Below are 26,388 nucleotides of genomic sequence, written 5' to 3' on the forward strand. Positions count from 1 at the left end.
TTCCTTGAAGCTCGGGCGTATCAATCGATCTTTAAGAGTATGAGGCCACGGTAGGGTGCGGGGCCAGTCCCCCTCCAGACCCCGAATGCGAAGGAGCACAGAACGACGTGCCGTCATTTTCGAACACCCTTGAGCAAGCCATCCACGCAGCTCTGGCGCTGGCCAATGCCCGCCGCCACGAACTCGCCACACTGGAACACCTCCTGCTGGCGCTGATCGACGAACCCGACGCGGCCCGCGTCATGCAGGCCTGCAACGTCGATCTCGAGGAGCTTCGGAAAACCCTTCTGGATTATATCGAGGACGATCTTTCGACGCTCGTCACCGATGTCGAAGGGTCCGAAGCGGTCCCGACCGCCTCTTTCCAGCGCGTGATCCAACGTGCCGCGATCCATGTCCAATCCTCCGGTCGCACCGAAGTGACCGGGGCAAACGTGCTCGTCGCGATCTTTGCCGAACGCGAATCCAACGCCGCCTATTTCCTGCAAGAACAGGACATGACGCGCTATGACGCGGTGAATTTCATCGCCCATGGTGTGGCCAAAGACCCGGCTTTTGGCGAACAGCGCCCGATCACCGGCGCCGACCAGAACGAGGAAGAGGCCCAGACGCAACAGGCACAGCCTGCGAGCGAGGACAAGGAATCGGCACTGGCGAAATACTGCGTCGATCTGAACAAGAAATCCATGAAAGGCGATGTCGATCCGCTGATCGGCCGCGCCGAAGAGGTCGAGCGCTGCATTCAGGTGCTCTGCCGCCGCCGCAAGAACAACCCGCTTCTGGTGGGCGATCCGGGCGTGGGCAAAACCGCCATTGCCGAGGGTCTCGCCAAGAAAATCGTCGACGGCGAAACGCCGGAGGTTCTGGCCCATTCCACGATCTATTCGCTCGACATGGGCGCGCTTCTGGCCGGAACCCGGTATCGCGGCGATTTCGAAGAACGCCTGAAAGCCGTGGTCAAGGAGCTCGAAGATCACCCGGACGCGATTCTCTTCATCGACGAGATTCACACCGTGATCGGTGCGGGCGCGACCTCCGGCGGCGCGATGGATGCCTCCAACCTGCTGAAACCGGCTTTGCAGGGCGGCAAGCTGCGCTGCATGGGCTCGACGACCTATAAAGAGTTCCGTCAGCATTTCGAAAAGGACCGCGCCCTGTCCCGCCGGTTCCAGAAAATCGACGTCAACGAGCCCTCGGTGGACGATGCCGTGAAAATCCTTCAGGGTCTCAAACCCTATTTCGAGGAACACCACGACATCCGCTACACCCACGATGCGATCAAGACCGCCGTGGAACTGTCCGCGCGCTACATCCACGACCGTAAGCTGCCCGACAAGGCCATCGACGTGATCGACGAGGCCGGGGCCGCGCAACATCTCGTGGCCGAAAGCAAGCGCCGCAAAACCATCTCCCCGAAAGAGATCGAAGCGGTGGTGGCCAAGATCGCCCGCATCCCGCCGAAGAACGTCTCCAAAGACGACGCCGAGGTGCTCAAGGATCTCGAAGCGACGCTCAAACGTGTGGTCTTCGGTCAGGACAAGGCCATCGAAACCCTGGCTTCTGCGATCAAACTCGCCCGTGCGGGTCTGCGCGAACCGGAGAAACCGATCGGCAACTACCTCTTCGCGGGTCCGACCGGCGTGGGGAAAACCGAAGTCGCAAAACAGCTCGCCGACACGCTTGGCGTGGAGCTTCTGCGCTTCGACATGTCCGAGTACATGGAGAAACATGCCGTCTCCCGTCTGATCGGCGCGCCTCCGGGCTATGTCGGTTTCGATCAGGGCGGTCTTCTGACCGACAGCGTGGACCAGCACCCGCATTGCGTGCTCCTGCTCGATGAGATCGAAAAGGCGCACCCCGATGTCTACAACATCCTGTTGCAGGTGATGGACAACGGCAAGCTGACCGATCACAACGGTCGCACCGTCGATTTCCGCAACGTGATCCTGATCATGACCTCCAACGCCGGCGCGACCGAGCAGGCGAAAGAGGCCATCGGTTTTGGTCGCGACCGTCGCGAGGGCGAAGACACCGCCGCCATCGAACGGACGTTTACGCCGGAGTTCCGCAACCGTCTGGACGCGGTGGTCTCCTTCGGTCCGCTGCCGAAAGAGGTCATCCTGCAGGTCGTCGAGAAATTCGTGCTGCAACTCGAGGCCCAGCTCATGGACCGCAACGTGCACATCGAACTGACCCGCCCGGCCGCCGAATGGCTCGCCGACAAAGGCTATGACGACAAGATGGGCGCACGTCCGCTGGGCCGCGTCATTCAGGAATATATCAAGAAACCGCTCGCTGAAGAACTTCTGTTCGGCAAGCTCGCGAAAGGTGGCGTGGTCAAGATCGGCGTCAAGGATGGTAACATCGACCTGATCATCGAAGAACCCGGTGCCCCGCGCATCGGGCGTTCGAAAAAACCGCCTCTGCTCACCGCGGAATAAGCCTTTGAAAAGCCCCGTCCCTTGACGGGGCTTTTTCTTCGCGCAACGGTGCCACGAACGATCCCAATCGATGTCTGTCATGCGTGCCCTGATTGCCCCCTTGTTGCTTGCCCCCCTCCTCGCCACCCCGGCCCTAGCCCGTGACCCGGTGCTGGCCCCGCCCATCGACTGTGTGTTGGGCCAGACCTGTTACATCCAGAATTACGTCGATACCGACCCCAGTCCGGGGGCCGCCGATTTCACTTGCGGAACATTGAGTTACGACGGCCACAAGGGCACGGATTTCGCCCTCCCTGTCGTGTTCGACATGTGGCAGGGCGTCGATGTTCTCGCCTCCGCCCCCGGCACGGTGAAGGCCATTCGCGACGGCATGGAGGATGTTCCCCAAGGCAGCGAGGGGGCGCCCGACGTCACCGGCAAGGAATGCGGCAACGGCGTGGTGATCGACCATGGCGACGGCTGGAGCACGCAATATTGCCACATGATGAACGGCACCATCGCGGTTGAGACAGGCCAAAAGGTCGGCGCGTCCACCGTTCTGGGTCAAGTCGGTCTCTCCGGCATGACCGAGTTTCCCCATGTCCACCTCGCCCTGCGCCACAATGGCAAGATCGTCGATCCGTTCAACCCCACCGGATTGATTGCTTGCGGCGAAGAGGCCATGTTGAGCGGCACGCTCTGGGACCGGGACATGGTCTATCACGCGGGCGGTCTTCTGACCCTCGGCCTTGACACCAAGGTGCCGGATTACGAAAGCATCAAGGCGGGAACGGCGGGCAACGTCCCGCTCAGTTCCAACAGCCCCGCGCTTGTGGTTTTCGGCTTCGGCTATGGCACTTTGAAAGGCGACATTCTTCGGATGAGCATCTTCGGCCCCGACGGAGAAGTGATCAGCCATGACGCGCTTCTCGACAAGGATCAGGCCCGCATGTTCCGCGCCGTCGGGCGCAAATCCCCGGGCGCGTGGCCCATAGGCGGCTATACCGCCACGGTGCAACTGATCCGCAAGGGCGCAGAGATCGACCGCCTCGAAGAGCGCTTTCGCATTGATAAGTGAAATTATTTCTCGGTGAGTTTCAACTCGATCCGACGGTTCTGCGCCAAAGCCTCGGGGCTGTCCCCCACCGCAATCGGCTGATATTCCCCAAACCCCGCCGCCACCAGACGCGAGGGGTCGAAGCCCAGATCGTTGACCATATAGCGCACCACGGCGAGCGCGCGCGCCTGCGACAGCTCCCAATTGTCACGATATTCTCCGGTCCCCGACAGCGGCGTCTTGTCGGTGTGGCCGTCGACGCGAATGACCCAGTCGATCTCCGGCGGGATCTCCGCCGCCACCTCGGACAAGATGCGTGCCACCCGCGCGATCTGCGTCTTGCCCAGAGGCCCCAGCTCGGCGGAGGCCGGTTCGAACAGAATCTCGGAGGAGAACACGAACCGGTCGCCGACAATCTTCACCCCTTCACGGTCGCCAAGGATTTCGCGCATCCGCCCGAAAAACTCCGAACGATAGCTCTGAAGGCTTTTCGCCTCTTCCTCCAACCGTTTGCGCTCCGCCTCTTCCAAAGCGGCCCGCGCCCGTTCTTCGGCGGCGACCTGCGCCAGAGCGGCGTTGAGCCGTTGGGTCAGGCTGTCGATCTGAACCTCGTTCTCCGTATCTGCCGCCGTGCGCACATCCAGCGTCGATTGCAGCGCCGACAATTGCTCCCGCATCTGTGCCACCTGCGCATTCAGAAGCGCCAGCTTGCGTTCGCCTTCCGCCGATTTCGCCTCTTCGTCGATCAGAGCCGCCTGTGCGGTCGCCAAAAGCGCCGCCTGTTTGTCGCGATCCGACACGTCGCTGTCGAGTTCGGCCTGCAACTTGTCCCGCGCCGTGCGCGCCGCCGCCAGAAGCGTCAAAGTCTCCTCGGCCTGCTTGCGCGCCTCTTCCAAGGCCAGCGTCATCGCGGTCAGCTCATCGTCCGATCCCGCCATCCGCTCCTGCAAGGCCTTCAACGCCGCCGCATCCGCCAGCCGGTCTTTCTCCGATTGAGAAAGCTGTTCCTGCGCCGCCGCCAAAGCCGCCTGACGTTCGTTCGTCTCCGTCTTCAACTGCGCCACCAAAGCGTCCAGCGCCTCACGCCGCGCCGCTGCCAAGCGCGCCTCTTCCGTCGCCGCGTAGATCTCGTCGCGCGCTTTCGCCAGCGCAAGCTGCGCGGCCTCCTGATCGGTGATCAACTGCGCCTTCGCCGCCTCCAGATCCTCGATCTGCGCCGCCAGTTGCGCGCCCTCGGTCAGTGCCGCATCGCGTTCGGCCATGAGGCTCGCCACCTGCGCTTCGAACGAGGCGATCCGTCCGGTCAGCGCGGCATTCTCGCCCTGTAGCCCCTCGATGGTCGCGGCCTGTGCCTTGGCCCGGGCCTGCACATCCGACAGCGTCGCCTGCAACGTACCGATCTGGGTCTCAAGCCCGAGGCTCTTCTGTTGTTCCAGCCCAAGCGCGGTGGCCAGCGCGTTCAATTCGCCGGTCAGGGCATCAAGCTCATGTTCCTGCCCGGAAATCTGATCGCGCAGCATGGATTGCACCACCATGAAGATGGTCAGAACGAACATCAGCACCAGCAAAAGCGCCGTCATCGCATCGACAAACCCCGGCCAGATCGAGCCGGACATGCGATGGGAGGAGCGGCGCAGAACGGCCATGGGCTATTCGCCCAATCCGCGCAGTACGCGGGTCAGTTCGGCCAGTTCGGCACGCAGCTCGGACACGCTTTCCTGACGCCCCGCCGACAGCTCTTCGAGAATGCGCAGAAGCTGCACATCGATCGAGCGCAACCGCATCCGGGCCTCGGCGTCGAATGGCTCTTCCTCTGTCGCAAACCGGCTTTCCATCACACCGATCAGCCGCTCCTGCCCCTCGGCGATCCGTCCGAGCAGAGGCACCGCCCCGGTGTCCGCATCCATTTGCAACACCAGCCGGTCCATCGAAGACACAAGTTGTTCCAAACGGGCATCAACCGCAACTCGCGCCGCATCCGAGCGGGTGAACATCTCCTGCAACTGTTGCATCTGCTCGCTCATGTAATCGAGCACTGCGACCGCCCCCGACATCTCGCCCTCGCCCGCATCCGAGGCAAAGCCGATGCGGGTGATCGTCGTCATCCACTCTTCCAACTCGCGGTAGAACCGGTTCTGACCATGGGTCGCGAACAGTTCGAGCATGCCGACCACGAGCGACCCCGCGAGCCCCAGAAGCGAGGAGGCAAAGGCCGTCCCCATACCCCCGAGCTGGCTTTCAAGCCCGCCCATGAGTTGGCCCAGCACATCGCTCGCGCCTTCTCCCTCAGAGGGCGACAGCGAACGGATGGTATCGACCAGCGCCGGAACGGTAGTGGCGAGGCCATAGAACGTCCCGAGAAGGCCTAGGAAAATCAGTAGATTGGCAATGTAGCGCGTAATGTCGCGCGCCTCATCAATGCGGGTCGCAACCGAATCGAGGATGGAGCGCGACGAGCTTGCCGAGATTTGCGAATGCGCGCCGCGCCCGCGCAGCAACGCCGCCAGAGGCGCCAGCAGCCGCGGGGCCGCCTTGCCCGGCACATTCGGACGCTGGCCGGTGAAACGCTCGATCCAATTGACCGAGGCGACCAGTTGGGCGACTTGCCAGAAACACGACAGAATGCCGATGATGAACACCACGGCGATAAAGCCGTTGAGATAGAGATTGGCGAAGAACACCGGCCCGACCCGCGGCAGGGCCATGACCAATCCGGCCACGACCAGCCCAAGCACGACGATCATCAGCGTGATCTGGCGCACGGGTTGGGAAAAGAATTTCAGCTCGGCCTGACGCTTTTCAGCCTGCGGTTTAGCCTGACGCTTTCGCGTGTGATCGGGTTGGTCCATCGACGTCCTGACCCCTTGACGTTTCGTGCTCACGATAGGGGCTCTAAAGCCCGCTGCCAACACGCGATTTCGTGTCCGGAGGTTTCCTTACGTTTTAAGCCGATGCCGGACCATGTCGGAAAGCTCTGTCAGCTCAAGATCCTCCATCCCGAGCTGGGCCAAATGCTCGGCGGTCGAGAAAAGATAGTCGCAATTCGGCCCCCGCCCGCCACAGGCCCCGGCGATCACCTCGGCCTGTCGCTCAAGGCTCAAGGGCCCGGTGTATTGCACATGTGCCGGGTCGACCACATAGGCCAGTGCCGGAACATCGCGCCCATCCGACAGGGTCAACACCACCGCGCGTTCGAGATAGGCCGAAGACACCAGCTCGCGTTCGCGCAACTCGGCAAGCGCCTGTTCGGCCACCTCCGGCCCGACGCGAAATGCCAGCCCGTGACAGGAGCCCCCCTCCTCCGCATTGAGTGCCAAAACCAGCCCCGGAACCTCGGGCGAGCCGCGATGATGGATCGACCACATGCAGAAAGACCGCGCATAGCCAGTCAGAACCGCGGGAACGCGCTCGACAAACTCGAACCCCGGGTTCCACATCAGGGAGCCATAACCAAAGACCCAAAACCCTTCGCGCAGATCCACATGCACAAGCGCGTGATCTGCCGCATCATAGGAGGACATCGCCCTCTCTCCTCTTTTCAGCCCCGCCTCCCCCCGTTAAACACGGGCCATCCGGGAAAGAAAAGACGGGACCCCAAGATGCGCAAACTGATCTGGCTCGTGCTGGCCGTGTTCATTCTCTATTCCGGCTATTGGATCATCGGCGCGCGCGGCACGGAACACGCGATTGCCGCCTGGATCGACGCCCGCGCCAGTGAGGGGTGGCAAGCCGAAACCGTCGAGGTCAAAACCCGTGGCTTCCCGGCCCGTTTCGACACCGCGATCATGGAGCCGCGTCTGGCCGATCCGCGGACCGGCGTGGCGCTTTCGACGCCCAAAATCGAAATCCTGAGCCAGAGCTTTCGCCCGACCCGGTTTACCCTCCATATGGCCCCGGAAATGACGCTGGCCTCCCCCTATCAGAAGCTCGACATCACCCAGGACTCGGCCGAGGCGCAGCTTTTCGTCGATCCCGGCCCGAACCTGACGCTCGATCATGCCTCCGTGTCCATCGACGGGTTGAAACTCATCTCGACCGCAACCTGGGGCCTGACCCTCGACAGTGCGCAGATCGCCTCTCAACGTCACGCAGACGACGCACTGACCCATGACATCACTCTGAATGCCCAAGGTTTCGCCCCCACTGGCGGGCTGGTCGAGGAGCTGGACCCGGAGGGGCTTTTGTCGGATCGTTTCGAGGAACTCGATCTCAAGATGACCGCAACTTTCGACACCCCCTGGGACATTCACGCCCTCGAAGGTCCGCGCCCGCAGCCGACCCATATCGACGTCGAGAATTTCTCGGCCCATTGGGGTGAGTTGAAACTGAAACTCACCGGTGCCTTCGACGTCGACAAACGCGGCTATCCCGTTGGCAAGGTGGCGGTAAAAGCCGAGAACTGGCGCGAGATGATCGAGCTGGCGATTGCCGCCGGCGCGATCCCTGAAAACATGAGCAATCTGGCCCTGCGCGGTGGCGAGATGCTGGCCGGGCTCTCCGGGCGCAAGGACACGATCGACGCGGAACTCAGCCTGAAAGACGGGATGATCACACTCGGGTTCATCCCGCTGGGGCCAGCACCGCGCATCGTCATCCGCTAGGCGGCGCTTATCGGCAATAGCTTCCCGAACGGTAACGCGCCGTGTCGAAATGGAAGTGATCCTTGTGATAACCGTCGCTTTCCGGGCCCAAGACTGTGCCGAAAGGCCCGCAGGCAGCCTTGTGCAGTTTGCGCAGCGTCTTGCCCTGTTTGCGGTCGTCCCAGCCCGACAAAACCGAGATCACCGTCCCGTCTTTGAGACGGAAACCGGCAATATCAATCGCCCGTCCGCGCCCATGTTCGGAAATCTTTGCCCCCGCCTGCCGGTTGCGCGGACGACAGGCATAGCTTGCCGCCACGTCGAGCTGCACCAACCCGCCGCCATCCCGCCCGATCACCGGCGCGGCACTCTGCGCCACCCAGAGGCGAAGCGCCTGCGCCGTCGGGCAATCGACGGTCGCGGGCGTGGAAAGTTTCACGCCCGCAACCTCGGTGATCTGAACCGGATGGCTCACGCCACATCCGGCCACCGTCCCGGCAATGGCGCTCACACTTTTGCCGCGAATGTCGGGCATGCCACAGACAGAGCCTTTGGGGCCCGACGCCACGCTTCGTGCCGGGGCCTGTTGCGGTCGGGGTTTTGGCATTGGCGAGAGAAAGCCCGTCTCTTCCGGCGGGAGTTGGGTGACCGGACTTGCCTCTGGGACCGACCCAGGGCGCGGCAGCGGCACGGGCGAGGTCTCAAGCGCAATGGCGGGCATGGCAAGGCCCGCAAAGCAGGCAAGGGCTATGACGCCCCGCGCCTTCATCCGCCTTTTTTTCCACGCCCGAAATCCGGCGCGTCGGTGTCCTGACCCGCCTCGATGATGCCACGACGAATGGCACGGGTGCGGGTGAAATAATCATGGAGCGTATCGCCATCGCCGGTGCGGATCGCCCGTTGCAAGGCAAACAACTCCTCGGTGAAGCGCCCGAGAATTTCAAGCGCCGCTTCCTTGTTGGTCAGGAACACGTCGCGCCACATCGTCGGGTCGGAGGCCGCGATCCGGGTGAAATCCCGGAAACCGGCGGCGGAGAATTTGATCACTTCCTGATCGGTCACCCGACGCAAATCGTCGGCGACACCCACCATCGTATAGGCGATCAGGTGCGGCACATGAGACACCACGGCGCAGACCGTGTCGTGGTGCTCCGGGTCCATCCGTTCGGTGTTGGCACCCAGTTCGGCCCAAAAATCTTCGAGCTTCTTGACCTCACCCTCATCCGCACCCTCGGGCGGCACGATCAGGCACCAGCGGTTGTCGAACAGCTCGGCAAAACCCGAGCGCGGCCCGGAATGCTCCGTCCCGGCCATCGGGTGGGTGCCAATAAAATGCACACCTTCCGGGATATGCGGCATCACCGCTTCGAGCACGGATTTCTTCACGGAGCCGACATCGGTCACCACGGCGCCGGGTTTCAGCGCCGGTGCGATCTCTGCCATCACAGGCCCCATTGCGCCCACCGGCACGGCAAGCACGATCAGATCGGCGCCCTCCACCGCCTCGGTCGCGGTCTCACAGACCCGGTCCACAAGCCCGATCTCGCGCGCCGTGTCGCGGGTGGCTTGCGAGCGGGCATAGCCCGTGATCTCGCCCACCACACACGCGCGGCGCATGGCCAACGACATCGATCCGGCGATCAAGCCCAGCCCGATCAGTGCGACCCGGTCGTAAATGACCCCAGATACAGGCTCACGCACTGGCCTGTTCCCCTTTGAACTGACCGATCACATGGGCAACACGGCGGCAAGAGGCCTCGTCACCAACTGTGATCCGCAGGCAGTTCGGAAGACCATAGCCTCCCACCCGACGCACGATGATGCCCTGAGATTTCAGGAACTCGTCGCAGGCTTCCGCTTCGGCCTGATCGGTGAACCGCGCCAGAACGAAGTTGGCACAAGACGTGTCGGACGGGATGCCCAGCTCCATCAGCGCTTCGGCCAGCCACGCGCGCAGACGCGTGTTGTCCTCGCGGCATTTCTCCACCCAATCGCGATCCTTGACGGCGGCTTCGGCCGCGGCCATCTGCGCCTCCGAGAGGTTGAACGGCCCGCGCACACGGTTCAGCACGTCGATAATATCCTTGGGACCATAGCCCCAGCCGACACGCACGCCGCCCAGACCGTAGATCTTGGAGAAGGTCCGCGTCATCACCACATTGTCACGCGCTTCGACCAGAGCCGCACCGCCGTCGAACCCCTCGACGAACTCGGCATAGGCCCCGTCCAGCACCAGAAGCACCTGCGACGGCAGGTTGGCAGCGAGATGCGCAATGTCGCGCTGGCCGATCATCGTGCCGGTCGGGTTCGCCGGGTTGGCGATGAACACGAGCTTGGTACGCTCGGTACAGGCTTCGAGAATGGCATCCACATCCACCACGCGCTCGCGCTCGGGTACGCAAACAGGCGTGGCCCCCGCAGCGCGCGCGGAGATTTTGTACATCGAGAACCCGTGTTCGGTATAAATCACCTCATCACCCACGCCCGCATAGGCCTGGCAAAGGAAGGTGATGATCTCGTCCGACCCGACGCCGCAAATGATGCGCTCCGGGTCGAGCCCGTGCACATCGCCGATTGCCTTGCGCAGGCTGGTATGATCGGTGTTCGGATAACGATGGAGTGTGTGCACCGCCTTGGCAAAGGCTGCCTTCGCGCTTTCCGGCGCGCCGAACGGGTTTTCGTTCGACGACAGCTTGATCACATTATCGACGCCCTGCACATGGCTCGCCCCGCCCTGATACAGAGCGATGTCGAGGATGCCGGGTTGCGGTTCGATCAAACGGGTCATGGGTCCACTCGCTTAGAATTTGCCCGCCCCTCTTAGCGCCGCGCGCCGGACTTTGCCAGCGGCATGAACACCGCAGGCGCAGTTGTTGCGTGCGTGCTTCGGTTTCTCCGCGACCAGCCGCTCAGACGAGCGCCCCGGCCGCCGGTTTCCACCGGAACCCCGCACGCAGAATGCCGTGATCGTTGGTGCCCGTGGCCTTGTGGTTCTCGATATTGAGATGGTCGTTATCCACCGTCATCTCGTCGAAGGCCCAGAGCCGCCGCTTCGAGTGATCGTAGAATTCCTGCGAAAACAGGATGTGATCGAGGCTCTCACGCTCCTTCTTGAACACATGGGTGTAATAGACATCCCGGGTCGAACGATATTCCTGAAGCGTCTGCGCGGTATAAAGCGCATTGTCGCCGCCGCCTTCCGACAGACCCGTCAGGTATTGCGGCTGCTCGGTGAGGATGTTGAGCGTGTTCGACAGCTTGCCGTCATTCATGTCGCCGATCACCACCACGGGCGTGTTCGTGCCCTTCGTCAGATTGGTGATGATCATCCTGAGCGCCGTCGCCTCCGCCGTGCGCCGGATCGTCGAGACGGCATAGCCCAGCGCGTTGAGGTGATCCTTGTGCAGGTCCGCCTTGTACCACTCCTCGCGCCAAAGCTCGGTCGGGCGGCGGGATTTGAAATGTGCGACAAAAACATGGATCACCGGCGTGTCCGGATGCGGCTGTACCGTAAAATGCAGGACGGGCCGCGAAAACGTCGTGAGCGCCACGGCGATGCGGTCCTGTTGCGGGTCGTCCCCGCCGGAGGCCAGCACCATGTCCTCGGGGAAATCGACGATCCATTCCGGTTCATCGGCAAGGAGATCCATGCGCACCATCCCGGCGCAGACGATGCGATTGCCCGGATGCCCCGGCGGCACAAGCGCCCGATGCGTCTCGTCGAGCCCCGCCATCTGCATCGCTTCCAGAAGGGCCTCCCCGGCCCAAAGCTCCTGAAACCCGACCACATCGGCCGCGATCCGCTTCAACACCGCCCCGGTGTAGAAAATCTTCGCCTCGTATTCCTCTTCGGTCCAGCGCGACCCGGAATACATCGCCACGCCCGGCGATTGCAGATTGTAGAGATTGAAAGACCCAAACGAAATATCGCGCGCCGCCATACCACAGCCTCCTGAAACACCTTTCTCAGCATAACGCAAAAAGGGATTCGGATCAGGCCGGGTTTTCCTGCCCTTGCACGCCAAAGCAAAAGGCCGCCCCGAGGGACGGCCTTTCGGAAATCTTCGATCTTCGGCTCAGATCAGTTCTGAGCGTAGAATTCGATGACGAGGTTCGGTTCCATCTGCACAGCGTAGGGCACATCGGAGAGGCCCGGGGTGCGCACGAAGGTCGCTGTCATTTTGTTGTGGTCGACCTCGAGGTAATCCGGAACGTCACGCTCGGTCAGAGCCACGGCTTCGAGCACGGTGACGAGCTGTTTGGATTTCGCACGGACCTCGATCACGTCACCCTCTTTCACACGGTAGGAGGGGATGTTCACGCGCTCACCGTTCACGAGCACGTGGCCGTGGTTCACGAACTGACGGGCTGCGAAGATGGTCGGCACGAATTTCGCGCGGTAGACGACGGCGTCGAGGCGGCGCTCGAGCAGGCCGATGAGAAGCTCACCGGTGTCGCCACGCTGACGCTCGGCGTCGGCGAAGATGCGGCGGAATTGTTTCTCGGTCAGGTCGCCGTAGTAGCCTTTCAGCTTCTGTTTGGCGCGCAGTTGCAGACCGAAGTCGGACAGTTTGCCTTTGCGGCGCTGACCGTGCTGGCCCGGGCCGTATTCGCGGCGGTTGACCGGGGACTTCGGACGGCCCCAGATGTTTTCGCCCATGCGGCGGTCGATTTTGTACTTGGCAGACGTGCGTTTGGTCACGGCTGATCTCCTTTAGGATGGCATTTCAGCTTGATCCGAAAACCGGTTCCCACTTTTCGGGCTGAAATCGCGTTTCGCCCAAGCCACGGGACAGGAAGGCGGACCGCCTTGTGCCGTTATATAAAGGGCGTTGTCCTCTCCCCGGACGGGTTGCCCCGCGCCCCGGGTTGACAGGCTGCCTCTTGCGAGGGCCACCAACACCAATGAAGACCCGGCGCACATCGCTGCACACCGGATGACGGGCTTATACAGCCGGGCGTCCGGGTGTCAAGCGCCACACCGCGATTTCAGGCCACGTTGTGCAAAAGGATTGCCGCTTCCGCCGCCGACAGCGTCCGGCGCGCCGCCGGGCCGTAATCCTCCGGCTGATCCGCGAGATGCGGGAAACGCATCAGAAGCCGCTCCCTCTGCCCCTCCTCGATCATCGCAAGATCGGTGAAACCCGGATGGTAGCTCTCCGTCTCAAGCCCGTTGGCAAAGATCACCTCATGGGCGTCGAACAACAGGTGGATATACTCCACCGCGCGCAGATGCCGCTCCACGGTGATCGAGCGGTCGTTGACCAGATCGCGCGCCGCCACCAAAACCTCGTCGGCATTGAACAGATCGCGTGCGGCAGGCCCGCGCAACAGCATCCGGTGGTTTGGCGACACAATGAGATCCTCGTCCGGTTGCCCCATCCCGAGGGCATCGGCACGGAACCGGATCGGGCGCAGCTGCGGCAGGGCATAAAGCCGGGCACCCGACATATGCCGCTGACCGATCCAGCGCAGCTTTTGCACGCCATTGTCCTTGGTCTGCACCGCATCGCCTTCGCGCAGCGCCTCGACCGCGCGCGGCCCCTCGGGCGTCAGGATTTTCGTCCCGGACGTAAAACAAATCACCCCGCCCGGCCGCTTTTCCTCGGCGTCGCGGGCGCTGGCGACATGGGTCGAGACCACCCAGAGATCGGTGTCGGACGGCGGCACCTCGCCCACGAACATCAGAAGCGGCGCGCCGAGATGCGGCGTGTCGATCAGCGTGATCTCATAGCGCTTGAGCCCGTCGGTGACGTCGAACCCGCCGTCGAACAATCGCCCGCGCGCCTCCTTGTCCTGATAGATCGGGCCATCCGCCACAACGGCCCCGATCAGCCGACGCACGGATTGCGCCGCACGCTGGTGCAGCTCCGCCCGCCCGATTGCCCCGTCGAGCACATAAACATCGCGCGCACCGTCGACGCAGACCGCCTCGCCCGTCCAGCGCCATGTGGCGCCGACGTTCAATGCGGTCAGCGGCGCATTGGACAGCCCGTCGAGCTCCCCTTGCGTCCACGCGATGACAAACGTGCCGGAATAGCCCGTTCTCATTGCCTGTATAGCCTGCCTAGTTCTTTTTATTGCGCTCAGGCTAGCACAGGCGAATCGCTCTGTTAACGCTTTTTTGACCGCATGTTGGCGTTCTGCAAAATTGTCGCGATGTCAGCGTCAGCAAGCGCATTCTAGAGAACGCTGACCTCCGCTACCCCCGCCGCCAGCGCCGCGATCCCCGGTTCCGGCGCAAGACAGACCATCAGCCCGCGCTTGCCGCCGTTCATCACCACCGGCGCCTCGACCGTGAGGACCGTGGCGTCGAACACCACCGGCACGCGCTTTTTCTGGCCGAAAGGGCTGATACCGCCGGTGTGAAACCCGGTCAGACGCTCCGCCTTCACAGGCTCCATCATCTTGGCCGTTTTGCCCTTGAGCGCCGCAGCTACCTTTTTCATCGACAGCGACCGATCCGACGGGATCACCGCGCAGGCCGGTTTGCCGTCGACCTCGAGCATCAGCGTCTTGAACACCCGCACCGCTTTCCAGCCGATCGCCGCCGCCGCATGCAACCCGATCGGCCCGTCGCCACCGGCGCCATAGTCGTACTCGAACAGCTCATAGGGTATCCCCGCCTTGTCGAGAAAGCGCGTGGCCGGGGTTGCTGTGCTCATCGGGGATCTCCTTTTACTCTGCTCCCTATAGAACAGTGTCCCGCGCAGGCAAACCGCCTGCGCCCGCTGTCTACCCCGTTATGTCCACAAGCCATGCCAATAACGCATAACGGGACTGTCATTCCGGCATTTGCCTTCACAAATCGCCCGACATATACGCACCTCAGGATAAATACTGCCCATTTTTGGTGCGGTTTGAAAACTTTCAATTCAAGGACCGACAAACATGACGACCCTGACCCACACCCTCGCGCCGAGCTCCGTCTCCGGCTCCAAAGGGTTCGGCGCTGGCCTGTTCGGCAAGCTTGCCGCGTACCGTCACGCCGCCAAGACCCTCAAAGCGCTCGACGCTTTGTCCGACCGCGAACTCGCCGACATCGGGCTGAACCGCAGCGACATCACCGATGTGGCCTATGGCCGGATGACCCGCGCCTGATCGCACCGCATCAGAGCTATCGAAAACGCGCTCCCGGCCCCCCGGTGGGCGCGTTTCCTTTTTGTCAGCCTTACTATCGCCAAGTATCTTGACAAAATAACTCAGGGATTATACCCCCCCTCGAAACGCAAGCGCCCCTGCGGCAGCCAGCCCGACACCGTATCTTGGGAAACGGGGCTTGCCGATGATCCGTTCAGTTCTCCGCATGACAAAAGGCGCAGGGGCTTCCCCGCACCGCCCGTTCTCCCGTTCCGTTGCCAAGGTCGTCTGACCCCAGCCAGCGCGCGGGGTGGTCCTTCGTGTCCCGCGCGCGTCCACCCATCACGTGAGGCCTCGCCATGAACAAACCGCTCACCGCAGAAGACATCCGCGCCGCGAAATCCGCCAACACCGGTAAGCGCGACCGCGATCTCGCCGACAGTCTCGGTATTTCCGAAGCCGAACTGGTGGCCGCCCACACCGGCCAGACACCGGGCATGACCGTCACCCGGATTGCCGCCCATCCCGACGCGGTCATGCCGCGCCTCACCGCTCTGGGCGAGGTCATGGCGCTGACCCGCAACGCCTCCTGTGTGCACGAACGCGTCGGCACGTTCGAGACCTACAAATCCGGCCCGCATGCCTCCATGGTGCTCGGCAAGGAGATCGACACACGGATTTTCCCGAAATTCTGGACCTTCGGCTTCGCCATCGAGAACGAAACCGAAAAAGGCATCCGCCGCACGCTGCAATTCTTCGACGCCTCGGGCGATGCCTTGCAGAAAATCTTCCTGCGCGACGGCTCAAACCACGATGCCTGGCAACCGCTTGTCGATGTGCTGGCGCTCGAGGACCAGTCGCCGGAGATCGCAGTCGAACCGCGCCAGCCCACGGAGAACGCAAAGATCAACGCGGACAAGCGCGACATCCTCGTCGAGGAATGGGCGCGCATGACCGACACCCATCAGTTCAACCGTCTGGCCGCGAAACTCGGTATGAACCGCCTCGGCGCCTACCGTCTCGCCGGTGCGCCCTTCGTGCGCAAGGTCAAACCCGAGGCCATCGCGGATTTCCTCCACGCCACCTCCGCCGCACATCAGAAGGTCGTCCTGTTCGTCGGCAATCGCGGCAATATCCAGATCCACTGGGGCACGCTCGACACGATCAAACCCATGGGGCCGTGGCTCAACGTGCTCGATCCGCGCTTCAACCTGCATCTGCGTGGCGACCATCTGGCCGAGGTCTATGTCGTCGACAAGCCGACGAAGCGCGGCCCCGCAGTCTCGCTTGAGGCGTTCGACGCCGACGGCGGGCTGATCTTCCAGTGCTTCGGCCAGCGCGAGAATGACGACGACGATCTGGCCCAATGGCACCAGATTCTCGCCGATCTGCCGGAGGCGTAAATGAAGCCCCTCTTTCTGAGCGCCGCACTCCTCCTGCCGCTCTCTGCCCATGCGCAGAGCTACCCGGAAGCGACCTCCATCGTCGCCATCGGTGGCCCGGTGACCGAGATCGTCTATGCTCTGGGCGAGGAGCACCGTCTCGTCGCCCGCGACACGACCTCGCAATTCCCGGAGGCCGCGAACGCCCTGCCCGATGTCGGCTATATGCGACAACTGTCGGCCGAGGGCGTGCTTTCCGTCGGCCCTGACCTGATCCTCACCCGCGACACCGCCGGTCCGCCCGAAGTGCTCGACCAACTCCGCGCCGCCTCGATCCCCTTGGTGCCGGTCAAGGACGGGTTCTCCGAAGACTCCGTCATTGCGGCGATCCACACGGTCGGCGAAGCGCTTGGCGTCCCCGCCAAGGCCGACAGCCTCGCCACCGAAATCGAGACGCAATTCGACAGCCTCAACCAGGCCCGCACCGAAGCGGGCACCCCGCCCCGCGTGCTGTTCATCCTGTCCAATCAGGGCGGGCGTCTGAATGTGGCGGGCGACGGCACCGGCGCGGATGGGATCATCGCGCTCACGGGTGCAGAAAACGTCATGTCCGGCGCGTTTCAGGGCTACAAGATCATGAGCGACGAGGCGATCATCGCCGCCGCCCCCGACGTAGTGTTGATGATGGCCAGCACCGGCCAGAGCGAGCATGACGCCAACAAGAGCGATATTCTCGACCTGCCCGCCCTGTCGCAAACGCCCGCCGGGCAAAACCACGCTTTCGTTCAGGTCGACCCCGCCGCTCTCGGCTTCGGTCCGCGCACCGCGCATTTCGCCACCGAGTTGCACAACGCGCTCTGGGCTGCGGCGGAGTAACCCATGGCCATCGTGGACAGCCGAAGCGCCCCCCTCGCGGGCGACCGTCGCGACAAGGCGCGTTTTCTGCGCCTCGTGCTTCTGGCGCTCCTTGCCCTGACCATGCTTTTGGGCCTCGGCTGGGGCGCTGCGGGCGACACCGATGTGATCGGCGCGCTCATGGCCAAGGCCGGGATCGGCGAAGCCTCTTTGCGCGATATAACCATCGTCTGGGACATCCGCATGCCGCGCGTGCTCACGGGCGCGCTGGTCGGCGCGGCCTTGGCTGTGGCCGGTGCAGTCATGCAGGGCCTGTTCCGCAACCCTCTGGCCGATCCCGGCCTTGTCGGGGTCTCGGCGGGTGCAGGCTTTGGCGCCGTAGCGGCCATCGTGCTGGGCGGGCTTCTGCCGCTCGCGTTGCAAAATCTCGTCGGCGCCTATCTCGTCCCGGTCGCGGCCTTCCTCGGTGGCTGGATCTCCACCCTCCTGCTCTACAAGATCGCCACCCGCGGCGGGCGCACCTCGGTCGCCACCATGCTCCTCGCGGGCATTGCCCTCGGGGCGCTCACCGGTGCGTTGACCGGTTTCATCGTCTACAAGGCGACCGACGATCAACTCCGCGATCTGACCTTCTGGGGCATGGGCTCGGTGGCGGGCGCGACATGGGCCAAGCTCATGACCGCCGGGCCGATCATTGCCCTCGCCCTCCTCGCCGCCCCGTTCCTCGCCCGCGCCCTCGATGCGCTCGCCTTGGGCGAGGCCGTCGCAAGCCACATGGGCATCGACACCCAGCGGATGAAGCGCATCGCGATTCTTTCCGTCGCGGGATCGGTCGGGGCCTCGGTCGCGATCACCGGCGGCATCGGCTTCATCGGCATCGTCGTGCCGCATCTGCTGCGCCTTCTCCAAGGCCCGGAACATCGCAATCTCCTGCCCAATGCCGCGCTTCTCGGAGCCATCACGCTGCTGATCGCCGACATGATCTCGCGTGTGGCCGTCGCCCCCGCCGAACTGCCCATTGGCATCGTCACCGCCTGTCTCGGCGGGCCGTTCTTCCTCTGGATCCTGTTGAAAAACCGCGCCCTTCTGGAGAGCTGAGATGATCACCGCCACCGACATCACCGTCCGCTTCGGCGCCCGTACCATCCTTGATCGGGTCCGCTTCACCGCCGCCGCCGGCGAAGTAACGGCCATCGTCGGCCCGAACGGGTCCAGCAAGACCACGCTCTTGCGCGCCATCACCGGCGAACAGGCGTTCGAGGGCGAAGTCGCGCTCGACGGCGTGCCGCTCTCGCATCTCTCCCCGCTCGATCTGGCGCAGCGTCGTGCGGTCCTGCCGCAATCGGGCAGCGTCGCCTTTCCCTTCACCGTGCTCGAACTCGTACGCCTCGGCCTCACCGCCGGGCTGGCGACCGGGCGCGCCGAGGGGTTGGAGCACCTGCCCCGCGCCGCTTTGGCCCGCGTCGGGCTCAAGGGATTCGAAGGCCGGATGGTGCAGGAACTGTCGGGCGGCGAGAGGCAACGCGCCCAGCTCGCTCGCGTGCTGGTGCAAATCTGGGAGCCTGTTCTCGACGGCCATCCCCGCTGGCTCATTCTCGACGAACCGGTTTCCGCGCTCGACATCGGCCATCAACTTGCCGTGATGGAGCTGGCCCGCGATTACGCCAAACGCGGCGGCGGGGTGATCGCAGTGATGCACGATCTGAACCTCACGGCCATGTTCGCGGATCGCGTGACGCTTCTGGGCGGCGGGCAGGTTCAGGCCGAAGGCACGCCGCAGGAGGTCTTCACCGACCGCCGCCTGTCGGCCTGTTACGGCTGCGCTTTGCGCACCAACACGCCGCCGCCGACCGGAGGACCGTGGATCTTGCCGCAGGCCTCTCAGCTTTCGGCGTGACATGAACAACCATCGAAAAGGCCGCTGCGATACAGCGGACTTTTTCTGAATTTCATTATGTTTCAGAGAATTAAACGTCAGGCCACCGCGACCATCGGCTCCCAATTCATTTCCTCGAAATTCTCACGGAAGGCGAATTTCTTGAGATGCAGGTCGATGATCGCACGGGCATGCCCCATGCCCGCATCGTCCTTGGCCGAGAGCCGCACCGTCAGTCCGGTTTCGGTCGCCTCAAGCGTCGCCGGTCCCGGCGGAAGCGCTGCACGCCCCTCGGTCGGTGTGCACTCGACCTCCACCTTGTGAGCGAAATGCTTGCAAAGCTGTTGCAGATATTTCGAGGCGTGCGGCGTCTCGAAGCGACCAATTTGAATGTGCGTTTGACTGGGCATGCGTTCTCCTAGCGTTTTGCTCAGATTACGGCTTGCGACCCGACTGCGCAATAACCTATGAAAACAATCAAGAATGGACCCCTGAGTCCCGCATATAGGAGAAACGCATGTCCCGCACCCTGTTGAAGGCCGCTCTGCTCGCGGTCATGGCCACCACTGCGCAAGCCGAAGACGTGACCATCGACACCGCGACCGGCCCCGCCAGCGTCCCGCACGCCCCGAAAACCGTCGCCGTCTACGACATGGGCGCGCTCGACATGCTCGATGCGCTCGGCGTCGCAGGCCTCTCCGCCACCTCCAGCACCTATCTGCCCTATCTCACCGACTATCAAAGCGACATCGGCACCCTGTTCGAGCCCGATTTCGAAGCGCTCAACGCGCTGTCGCCGGAACTCATCATCGCAGGCGGGCGTTCCGCAACCCAGGTCGACGCTCTGTCGAAACTCGCGCCGACCATCGACATGACCATGTGGGGCGACAATCTTCTGGATCAGACCCGCGCGCGGCTCGTAACCTATGGTGCGCTCTTCGACAAACAGGACGAGGCCGCAGCCCTGACCGCCAAGCTCGACGATGAAATCGCCGCGACCGAGGCCGTGGTTCAGGGCAAGGGGACGGCCCTTCTGATCCTGACCAATGGCGGTAAGGTCTCCGCCTATGGCGCGGGCGGCCGGTTCGGCTGGATCCACTCCGAGATCGGTCTGCCGGAAGCCATCGACGGGCTCGAAGACACCGCCCATGGCGAATCCGTCTCCTTCGAATTCATCCGCGAGGCCGATCCCGACTGGATTCTCGTTCTCGACCGTGTCGCAGCCATCGGCGGCGAGGGCGAGAGCGCTCAGGCGACGCTCGACAACGCGATCATCGCCGACACCAAGGCCGCAAAGGCCGGACATATCGTCTACCTGAACTCTGGCGGCATCTACATCGCTGGCGGCGGCATCCAATCCACGCTCGAAACCCTCGACATCATCAAAACGGCTTTCGGCGACGCCTCGTGAGCCGCAAATCTGCCGTCCTCGCCACTTTGGCGGTTCTCACCCTCGTGAGTTTGCTCACGGGGGTGTCGTCTTTGCGCGGGGACAATCTTTGGCTCCTGTTCGTCAGCCGCATTCCCCGCACCGCCGCCGCCCTTCTGGCCGGCGCAAGCCTTGCCGTCGCAGGCGTCATCATGCAGATGCTGAGCCGCAACCGCTTCGTCGAACCCGCCACCGCGGGCACCGGTCAGGCCGCCGCCCTCGGGCTGGTCGCGATTACGCTTGTTGTCCCCGGCGCCGCGATCTGGCTCAAGATGACCGCCTCCACCGTCACCGCCCTCATTGGCACCGCAGGCTTCCTCGCCATCGTCCGCCGCCTGCCCCGGCGCGATCCGCTCATGGTCCCGCTCACCGGCATCGTTTATGGCGGCATCCTCGGTGCGCTCACGACCTTCCTCGCTTATGAGCGCGACCTGTTGCAATATATCGACGTCTGGATGACCGGTGAGTTTTCCGGCGTCATGCTGGGGCGCTATGAATTCCTCTGGATCGGCGGCGTGTTGACCATAGCTGCCTACCTCTATGCCGACCGTTTCACCATCGCGGGGATGGGCGAAGAGGCCAGCACCTCTCTCGGTCTCGACCATCGCCAGATCATGGCGCTTGGCCTTGCCATCGTCTCGATCATCACCGCGATCACCGTCGTGACCGTCGGCATGATCCCTTTTGTCGGCCTTGTCGTCCCCAACATTGTCGCCCGGATCATGGGCGAAAACCTGCGCGCCACCCTGCCTGTCGTGGCCGCCAGCGGTGCGGGTCTGGTGCTGGCCTGCGACATCCTTTCCCGCGTCATCCGCTATCCGTTCGAAGTGCCCGTCGGCACGGTTCTGGGCGTTCTGGGCGCGGCAATTTTCCTTTGGCTTCTGAACGGGAGAGCCGCCCGTGGTTAAAACCCGTTTCCTGCTGCTCGGCCTGCTCTTCGCGCTGTCCATCGCGGCCTTCATGACCCTCGGCGCGCGCGGCAACTGGGATTTCATCCTGCCGTTTCGCGGCATGAAGCTTCTGGCGCTGGTGACCATCGCCACCGCCGTCGCGCTCTCCACCATGGTGTTTCAGACCCTCACCGCCAACCGCATCCTGACGCCCTCGATCATGGGCTTCGATGCGCTCTATCTGATGCTGCAAACCGGGCTGGTGTTCTTTCTCGGCGGCTTTGGCTTTGCCACGCTCGACCCAACCCTGAAATTCATCCTCGAAACCGCACTGATGCTCACCGCCGCGCTCATTCTCTTCGGCGCGGTGCTGCGCAATGCCGCCGATCTGAGCCGCATGGTCCTCACCGGGCTGATCCTCGGCGTGCTCTTCCGAAGCCTCACCGCGCTGATCAACCGCCTGATCGACCCCTCGGAATTCTCGGTGGTTCAGCAGGCGAGCTTTGCCCGCTTCAACGCCGTCAATGCCGACCTGACATGGATCGCCACCGGCATCACGCTCGCCGTCTTCCTCTGGCTGATGCGCCAGCACCGTGCGCTCGACGTGATCTCATTGGGACGCGAGGCGGCGATCAACCTCGGTGTCGATCACGACCGCGCCACAAAGCGCCTTCTGGTGGCGGTTGCCCTGCTGGTCTCCGTCTCCACCGCGCTTGTCGGCCCCATCGTCTTCTTCGGCCTGCTGGTCTCCGCGCTCACCCATCGCCTGATCGGCACCTGGCGACACGCCGCGCTTTTGCCCGCCTCCGCCCTGACCGCCGCAACCGTGCTGGTCGCAAGCCAGACCCTGTTCGAACGCGCGCTGCGCCTGCAAACCTCGGTCTCCGTGGTGATCGAGGCGCTTGGCGGCCTGGTCTTTCTCTTTCTCATCCTGCATCGGAGGCCCCGATGATCGAAACCCGCTCGCTCTCCGTCCATCTGACCGAGACGCCCATCCTGCATGACGTGACGGTCAAGATGCCTCTGGGCAAAATGACCGCCCTTGTCGGCCCGAACGGCGCCGGGAAATCGACGCTCCTGTCCGCCATGGGGCGTCTTATTCAAGCGAAAACCGGCGAAGTGCTGCTCGATGGCAAGCCGCTCGCCGCCTACCCGCCCAAGACCCTCGCCAGACATCTCGCGATCCTGCGTCAGGACAGCCAGATCACCCCGCGCCTCACCGTGCGCGATCTCGTCGGCTTCGGTCGCTATCCCCATAGCCACGGCCGCCCCGGCCCGAAAGACTTCGAAGCAATTGACGCCGCCATCGTCCGCCTCGATCTGAAAGACTTCGCCGACCGGTTCCTCGACACGCTCTCCGGCGGCCAGCGTCAGCGCGCGCTCATCGCCATGGTTCTGGCGCAGAACACAGATGTCCTTTTGCTCGACGAACCGCTGAACAACCTCGATATCGTCCATGCGCGCACCGTCATGCGTGTCGCGCGCGAAGAGGCCGACAAGGGCAAGACCGTGGTCGTCGTGCTCCACGATCTCTCCATCGCCGCCGCCCATGCCGAACATGTGGTCGCGCTCAAGGCCGGACGGCTCCATTCCGAAGGCGCGCCCGACACGGTTTTGACCCGCGACAACCTTTCCGATCTCTACGACACCGAGGTGCAGGTGATCGAGGCCGAGGGGCGGCGCATCGTGCTGACCGTCTGAATATTGACCGTCTGACCTGCGCGTGTGTGTCCGATGGACAATCCCGTGCCAAGCCCCGAGAGTAACACGGCACACACCATCCCCCGGAGCACGCCCAGAGGCCCCCATGACCCGCATTCTCTTCGATCTCGACGGCACGCTGATCGACAGCGTTCCCGACATTCACGCCATGGCCAACACGCTTCTGGATCAGGAGGACAAACCTGCGGTCTCTCTCGCGGAGGTGCGCAGCTTCGTCGGCAGTGGCGCAAAAGTGCTGATCGAGCGTCTGCGCGCCGCCCGCGGCATTCCCGACAGCGAACAAACCCGCCTGCATCAGGCGTTTCTCGGGCTCTACACCGAGGCCGTGCACCTGACCCAGCCCTACCCCGGCGTGATCGACGCGCTCTCGACGCTCAAGGCCGCCGGTCATCGCCTTGGCATCGCCACCAACAAACCCGAGAATGCCGCCCGCGCGGTGCTCGACCACCTCGCGCTCATGCCGTTTTTCGACGTGATGATCGGCGGCGACAGCCTTGCCACCCATAAACCCGATCCGCTGATGCTGACCGAGGGTTATGCCCGGCTGGGCGAAGGCCCCAAACTCTTCGTCGGCGACAGCGAGATCGACGCCGCCGCTGCCAGGAACGCCGGAGTGCCCTTCCTGCTGTTTACAGAAGGATACAGACAGGCTCCGGCGGAGACGCTGGGAGCCTTGGCGCTCTTCTCGGATTATAGGGAACTGCCCCGGCTGGTTGCCGAAGCCGTTTAACTCAGCCGCATTTCGAATGGCCGCAGGAGGCGCAGGTCATGCAGCCTTCGACCATGCGCATGTCGTAAGACCCGCAGGACGGACAGGCCTTGCCGCGCGGTTTCTCACCGATCACGACCACCTCCGATTTCGGGTCGGCCTTGAGCCCCATGCCTTCGCCCTCGATAAAGCCGATGGTCACCAGATGCGTCTCGATCACCCCGCCGATGGCCGCCAGAATGGAGGGGATATATTTGCCCTTCATCCAGGCGCCCCCGCGCGGATCGAACACGGCCTTCAACTCTTCGACCACAAAGGACACATCGCCCCCGCGCCGGAACACCGCCGAGATCATCCGGGTCAGCGCCACGGTCCAGGCGAAATGCTCCATGTTCTTCGAGTTGATGAAAATCTCGAAAGGACGACGCTGCCCGCCGACCACGATATCGTTGATCGTGATGTAGAGCGCATGTTCGCTGTCCGGCCATTTAACCTTGTAGGTATTGCCTTCGAGCTGTTGCGGGCGGTCGAGCGGCTCTGAAAGATACACGGCCTCCGCACCGATCTCCTGTTCCGGGGCTTTCTCCGAGGTTTCGGATACGGACAAAACCGACCCCGTCACATCGTTCGGACGATAGGTGGTACAGCCCTTACAGCCGGTCTCATAAGCCTCCATATAGACTTCCTTGAAATCCTCAAAGGCAATGTCTTCCGGGCAGTTGATCGTCTTGGAGATCGAGCTGTCGACCCATTTCTGCGCCGCCGCCTGCATCCGAACGTGATCCAGAGGCGCGAGCGTCTGGGCGTTCACGAAATACTCGGGCAGCTCGACATCCGCGCCGAACTTGTCGCGGTAGAGTTTGACGGCGTAATCGACGACCTCTTCTTCCGTGCGCGACCCGTCTTTTTGCAGCACCTTGCGGGTGTAAGCATAGGCGAACACCGGTTCGATCCCGGAGGACACGTTGCCCGCATAGAGGCTGATCGTGCCGGTCGGGGCGATGGAGGTCAAAAGCGCGTTGCGGATGCCGTCTTTGGCGATGGCGTCTTTGACGTCCTGATCCATGATCTTGAGCGAGCCGGAGGCCAGATATTTGTCCTTGTCGAAAAGCGGGAAGGCACCCTTCTCCTTCGCCAATCCGGCGGAGGCCAGATAGGACGCGCGCGCGATCATCTTGAGCCATGTCTCACAGGTCGCGGCGGCCTCTTCCGAGCCATAGCGCTGACCGATCATCAAGAGCGCGTCGGCAAGCCCCGTAACGCCAAGCCCGATGCGGCGTTTCGCCTGTGCCTCTTGCGCTTGCGCCTCAAGCGGGAAACGGGACGCGTCCACGACGTTGTCCATCATACGCACCGCGGTGGCGACGAGATCGGACAAAGCCTCTTCGTCCATCTCCGCGCCCGGCCCAAACGGGTCTTTCACCAAACGGGCAAGGTTGATCGAGCCAAGCAGGCAGGCGCCATAGGGCGGCAGCGGTTGCTCGCCGCACGGGTTGGTCGCGGCAATCGTCTCCACATAGGAAAGATTGTTCATCTTGTTGATGCGGTCGATGAAGATCACGCCCGGCTCGGCATAATCATAGGTCGCGCGCATGATCTTGTTCCACAGATCGCGGGCCTCGACCGTGTGATAAACCTTGCCGCCAAAGGTCAGTTCCCACGGACCGTCGGCCTTCACCGCTTCCATGAAATCGTCAGTCACAAGCACCGAGAGGTTGAACATCCGCAAACGCGCGCTGTCTTGTTTCGCCTCGATGAATTGCAAAACATCCGGGTGATCGCAACGCATCGTCGCCATCATCGCACCGCGACGCGAGCCCGCCGACATGATCGTACGGCACATCGCGTCCCAGACATCCATAAACGACAGCGGGCCGGAGGCATCCGCCGCCAATCCCCTGATTTCCGCCCCCTTGGGCCGGATGGTGGAAAAATCATAGCCGATGCCGCCGCCCTGCTGCATCGTCAGCGCGGCCTCTTTCAGCATGTCGAAAATCCCCGCCATGCTGTCCGGGATCGTTCCCATGACGAAACAGTTGAACAACGTCACCGCACGCCCCGTGCCCGCCCCCGCCAGGATGCGCCCCGCCGGCAGGAATTTGAAATCCTCCAGCGCGTGGTAGAATTTCTGCTCCCACGCCGCGCTGTCCTTTTCCACCGACGCCAGAGCGCGCGCCACCCGCCGCCAACTGTCCTCCACAGACAGGTCCAGCACAGTCCCGTCGGCTTCTTTCAGCCGATATTTCATGTCCCAGATCTGTTCGGCGATGGGGGCGGCAAAGCGGGTTATGGCGGTGTTTTCCGTTCGTGAATGCAAGAGCGCGCAGAGCAAGTCGCCTTCCTCCTGCGGATCAACTTGAAGAATCGCGGGCCGGGCCTATGCTCTTA

25 protein-coding genes are annotated in these 26,388 nt (G+C 63.1%); 13 read left to right on the forward strand and 12 right to left on the reverse strand.

Features of this window, described 5'->3' with window-relative positions:
• Positions 1 to 107 precede the first annotated feature (107 nt).
• Both clpA and V1475_RS00710 read left to right on the forward strand, forming a co-directional pair.
• Entirely contained in the window at positions 108 to 2,441 is a 2,334-nt protein-coding gene (clpA, locus tag V1475_RS00705) for an ATP-dependent Clp protease ATP-binding subunit ClpA (protein ID WP_066705159.1), read from the forward strand.
• 79 nt (positions 2,442 to 2,520) lie between these two features.
• Positions 2,521 to 3,498, forward strand: coding sequence for a M23 family metallopeptidase (locus V1475_RS00710; RefSeq protein ID WP_479411218.1), 978 nt, complete (start codon positions 2,521 to 2,523; stop codon positions 3,496 to 3,498).
• 2 nt (positions 3,499 to 3,500) lie between these two features.
• Here the strand turns inward: V1475_RS00710 and V1475_RS00715 are convergent, their stop codons facing one another.
• From V1475_RS00715 to V1475_RS00725, 3 genes are all read right to left on the reverse strand, one after another.
• On the reverse strand, positions 3,501 to 5,123 hold the full coding sequence (locus tag V1475_RS00715) for a peptidoglycan -binding protein (RefSeq protein ID WP_479411219.1): 1,623 nt from the start codon (positions 5,121 to 5,123) through the stop codon (positions 3,501 to 3,503).
• Between the two features lie 3 nt (positions 5,124 to 5,126).
• On the reverse strand, positions 5,127 to 6,326 hold the full coding sequence (locus V1475_RS00720; protein ID WP_479411220.1) for a biopolymer transporter ExbB: 1,200 nt from the start codon (positions 6,324 to 6,326) through the stop codon (positions 5,127 to 5,129).
• Between the two features lie 87 nt (positions 6,327 to 6,413).
• Positions 6,414 to 6,998 (reverse strand): gamma-glutamylcyclotransferase, encoded by a 585-nt coding sequence (locus V1475_RS00725; RefSeq protein ID WP_479411221.1) that lies wholly within the window; start codon positions 6,996 to 6,998, stop codon positions 6,414 to 6,416.
• 78 nt (positions 6,999 to 7,076) lie between these two features.
• On the opposite strand from V1475_RS00725, the gene V1475_RS00730 reads away from it, so the two are divergent.
• Complete coding sequence (locus V1475_RS00730) at positions 7,077 to 8,078, forward strand: DUF2125 domain-containing protein (protein ID WP_479411222.1); 1,002 nt, start codon at positions 7,077 to 7,079, stop codon at positions 8,076 to 8,078.
• Positions 8,079 to 8,085: 7 nt separating this feature from the next.
• Here the strand turns inward: V1475_RS00730 and V1475_RS00735 are convergent, their stop codons facing one another.
• From V1475_RS00735 to V1475_RS00765, 7 genes are all read right to left on the reverse strand, one after another.
• The gene (locus tag V1475_RS00735) at positions 8,086 to 8,592 is read right to left on the reverse strand and encodes an extensin-like domain-containing protein (RefSeq protein ID WP_479411223.1); all 507 of its coding nucleotides are present in this window, start codon (positions 8,590 to 8,592) and stop codon (positions 8,086 to 8,088) included.
• A gap of 230 nt (positions 8,593 to 8,822) precedes the next feature.
• Entirely contained in the window at positions 8,823 to 9,758 is a 936-nt protein-coding gene (locus V1475_RS00740) for a prephenate/arogenate dehydrogenase family protein (protein WP_479411224.1), read from the reverse strand.
• The gene (gene hisC, locus V1475_RS00745; protein ID WP_479411225.1) at positions 9,751 to 10,845 is read right to left on the reverse strand and encodes a histidinol-phosphate transaminase; all 1,095 of its coding nucleotides are present in this window, start codon (positions 10,843 to 10,845) and stop codon (positions 9,751 to 9,753) included. The genes V1475_RS00740 and hisC overlap by 8 nt, the downstream gene beginning before the upstream one ends.
• 121 nt (positions 10,846 to 10,966) lie before the next feature.
• Positions 10,967 to 11,998, reverse strand: a complete 1,032-nt coding sequence (locus V1475_RS00750; protein ID WP_479411226.1) for an endonuclease/exonuclease/phosphatase family protein — start codon at positions 11,996 to 11,998, stop codon at positions 10,967 to 10,969.
• Between the two features lie 140 nt (positions 11,999 to 12,138).
• Positions 12,139 to 12,759 (reverse strand): 30S ribosomal protein S4, encoded by a 621-nt coding sequence (gene rpsD / locus V1475_RS00755; RefSeq protein ID WP_434290624.1) that lies wholly within the window; start codon positions 12,757 to 12,759, stop codon positions 12,139 to 12,141.
• Positions 12,760 to 13,046: 287 nt separating this feature from the next.
• The gene (locus V1475_RS00760) at positions 13,047 to 14,108 is read right to left on the reverse strand and encodes a Hint domain-containing protein (RefSeq protein WP_479411227.1); all 1,062 of its coding nucleotides are present in this window, start codon (positions 14,106 to 14,108) and stop codon (positions 13,047 to 13,049) included.
• Positions 14,109 to 14,239: 131 nt separating this feature from the next.
• Complete coding sequence (locus tag V1475_RS00765; RefSeq protein ID WP_479411228.1) at positions 14,240 to 14,722, reverse strand: aminoacyl-tRNA deacylase; 483 nt, start codon at positions 14,720 to 14,722, stop codon at positions 14,240 to 14,242.
• Positions 14,723 to 14,948: 226 nt separating this feature from the next.
• Between V1475_RS00765 and V1475_RS00770 the strand changes: the two genes are divergently transcribed.
• From V1475_RS00770 to V1475_RS00790, 5 genes are all read left to right on the forward strand, one after another.
• On the forward strand, positions 14,949 to 15,158 hold the full coding sequence (locus V1475_RS00770) for a DUF1127 domain-containing protein (protein WP_434290618.1): 210 nt from the start codon (positions 14,949 to 14,951) through the stop codon (positions 15,156 to 15,158).
• Between the two features lie 338 nt (positions 15,159 to 15,496).
• A complete protein-coding gene (locus V1475_RS00775; protein ID WP_479411229.1) occupies positions 15,497 to 16,540 on the forward strand; it encodes a hemin-degrading factor in 1,044 nt (347 codons plus the stop codon).
• Positions 16,541 to 17,395, forward strand: a complete 855-nt coding sequence (locus V1475_RS00780) for a heme/hemin ABC transporter substrate-binding protein (RefSeq protein WP_479411230.1) — start codon at positions 16,541 to 16,543, stop codon at positions 17,393 to 17,395.
• 3 nt (positions 17,396 to 17,398) lie between these two features.
• Positions 17,399 to 18,472, forward strand: coding sequence for a FecCD family ABC transporter permease (locus V1475_RS00785; RefSeq protein ID WP_479411231.1), 1,074 nt, complete (start codon positions 17,399 to 17,401; stop codon positions 18,470 to 18,472).
• Between the two features lies 1 nt (position 18,473).
• Entirely contained in the window at positions 18,474 to 19,271 is a 798-nt protein-coding gene (locus V1475_RS00790; protein WP_479411232.1) for a heme ABC transporter ATP-binding protein, read from the forward strand.
• Positions 19,272 to 19,348: 77 nt separating this feature from the next.
• On the opposite strand, the gene V1475_RS00795 is transcribed toward V1475_RS00790, so the two are convergent.
• The gene (locus V1475_RS00795; protein ID WP_434290610.1) at positions 19,349 to 19,660 is read right to left on the reverse strand and encodes a DUF2218 domain-containing protein; all 312 of its coding nucleotides are present in this window, start codon (positions 19,658 to 19,660) and stop codon (positions 19,349 to 19,351) included.
• Positions 19,661 to 19,767: 107 nt separating this feature from the next.
• Between V1475_RS00795 and V1475_RS00800 the strand changes: the two genes are divergently transcribed.
• The 5 genes from V1475_RS00800 to gph all read left to right on the forward strand — a co-directional run bounded on the left by V1475_RS00800 (position 19,768) and on the right by gph (position 24,021).
• The gene (locus V1475_RS00800) at positions 19,768 to 20,661 is read left to right on the forward strand and encodes a siderophore ABC transporter substrate-binding protein (RefSeq protein ID WP_479411233.1); all 894 of its coding nucleotides are present in this window, start codon (positions 19,768 to 19,770) and stop codon (positions 20,659 to 20,661) included.
• On the forward strand, positions 20,658 to 21,587 hold the full coding sequence (locus V1475_RS00805; RefSeq protein WP_479411234.1) for an ABC transporter permease: 930 nt from the start codon (positions 20,658 to 20,660) through the stop codon (positions 21,585 to 21,587). Before V1475_RS00800 ends, V1475_RS00805 begins: the two co-directional genes overlap by 4 nt.
• Positions 21,580 to 22,521, forward strand: coding sequence for an iron chelate uptake ABC transporter family permease subunit (locus tag V1475_RS00810; protein WP_479411235.1), 942 nt, complete (start codon positions 21,580 to 21,582; stop codon positions 22,519 to 22,521). The genes V1475_RS00805 and V1475_RS00810 overlap by 8 nt, the downstream gene beginning before the upstream one ends.
• Positions 22,518 to 23,270 carry an ATP-binding cassette domain-containing protein gene (locus V1475_RS00815; protein ID WP_479411236.1) on the forward strand — a complete coding sequence of 251 codons (753 nt, stop codon included), beginning with the start codon at positions 22,518 to 22,520 and terminating at the stop codon, positions 23,268 to 23,270. The genes V1475_RS00810 and V1475_RS00815 overlap by 4 nt, the downstream gene beginning before the upstream one ends.
• Before the next feature lie 106 nt (positions 23,271 to 23,376).
• On the forward strand, positions 23,377 to 24,021 hold the full coding sequence (gph, locus tag V1475_RS00820) for a phosphoglycolate phosphatase (RefSeq protein ID WP_479411237.1): 645 nt from the start codon (positions 23,377 to 23,379) through the stop codon (positions 24,019 to 24,021).
• Position 24,022: 1 nt separating this feature from the next.
• On the opposite strand, the gene V1475_RS00825 is transcribed toward gph, so the two are convergent.
• Positions 24,023 to 26,290 (reverse strand): adenosylcobalamin-dependent ribonucleoside-diphosphate reductase, encoded by a 2,268-nt coding sequence (locus V1475_RS00825; protein ID WP_479413935.1) that lies wholly within the window; start codon positions 26,288 to 26,290, stop codon positions 24,023 to 24,025.
• Positions 26,291 to 26,388 lie beyond the last annotated feature (98 nt).

The sequence above is a fragment of the Celeribacter sp. SCSIO 80838 genome, from assembly GCF_056498065.1.

Excerpts from the sequence above, each read along its gene's own strand:
- V1475_RS00710 (WP_479411218.1), top strand. The coding sequence starts at position 2,521 with ATGCGTGCCCTGATTGCCCCCTTGTTGCTTGCCCCCCTCCTCGCCACC.
- V1475_RS00715 (WP_479411219.1), bottom strand. The coding sequence starts at position 5,123 with ATGGCCGTTCTGCGCCGCTCCTCCCATCGCATGTCCGGCTCGATCTGG.
- V1475_RS00720 (WP_479411220.1), bottom strand. The coding sequence starts at position 6,326 with ATGGACCAACCCGATCACACGCGAAAGCGTCAGGCTAAACCGCAGGCT.
- V1475_RS00725 (WP_479411221.1), bottom strand. The coding sequence starts at position 6,998 with ATGTCCTCCTATGATGCGGCAGATCACGCGCTTGTGCATGTGGATCTG.
- V1475_RS00730 (WP_479411222.1), top strand. The coding sequence starts at position 7,077 with ATGCGCAAACTGATCTGGCTCGTGCTGGCCGTGTTCATTCTCTATTCC.
- V1475_RS00735 (WP_479411223.1), bottom strand. The coding sequence starts at position 8,592 with ATGCCCGACATTCGCGGCAAAAGTGTGAGCGCCATTGCCGGGACGGTG.
- hisC (WP_479411225.1), bottom strand. The coding sequence starts at position 10,845 with ATGACCCGTTTGATCGAACCGCAACCCGGCATCCTCGACATCGCTCTG.
- V1475_RS00750 (WP_479411226.1), bottom strand. The coding sequence starts at position 11,998 with ATGGCGGCGCGCGATATTTCGTTTGGGTCTTTCAATCTCTACAATCTG.
- V1475_RS00760 (WP_479411227.1), bottom strand. The coding sequence starts at position 14,108 with ATGAGAACGGGCTATTCCGGCACGTTTGTCATCGCGTGGACGCAAGGG.
- V1475_RS00765 (WP_479411228.1), bottom strand. The coding sequence starts at position 14,722 with ATGAGCACAGCAACCCCGGCCACGCGCTTTCTCGACAAGGCGGGGATA.
- V1475_RS00770 (WP_434290618.1), top strand. The coding sequence starts at position 14,949 with ATGACGACCCTGACCCACACCCTCGCGCCGAGCTCCGTCTCCGGCTCC.
- V1475_RS00775 (WP_479411229.1), top strand. The coding sequence starts at position 15,497 with ATGAACAAACCGCTCACCGCAGAAGACATCCGCGCCGCGAAATCCGCC.
- V1475_RS00780 (WP_479411230.1), top strand. The coding sequence starts at position 16,541 with ATGAAGCCCCTCTTTCTGAGCGCCGCACTCCTCCTGCCGCTCTCTGCC.
- V1475_RS00785 (WP_479411231.1), top strand. The coding sequence starts at position 17,399 with ATGGCCATCGTGGACAGCCGAAGCGCCCCCCTCGCGGGCGACCGTCGC.
- V1475_RS00790 (WP_479411232.1), top strand. The coding sequence starts at position 18,474 with ATGATCACCGCCACCGACATCACCGTCCGCTTCGGCGCCCGTACCATC.
- V1475_RS00795 (WP_434290610.1), bottom strand. The coding sequence starts at position 19,660 with ATGCCCAGTCAAACGCACATTCAAATTGGTCGCTTCGAGACGCCGCAC.
- V1475_RS00800 (WP_479411233.1), top strand. The coding sequence starts at position 19,768 with ATGTCCCGCACCCTGTTGAAGGCCGCTCTGCTCGCGGTCATGGCCACC.
- V1475_RS00815 (WP_479411236.1), top strand. The coding sequence starts at position 22,518 with ATGATCGAAACCCGCTCGCTCTCCGTCCATCTGACCGAGACGCCCATC.
- gph (WP_479411237.1), top strand. The coding sequence starts at position 23,377 with ATGACCCGCATTCTCTTCGATCTCGACGGCACGCTGATCGACAGCGTT.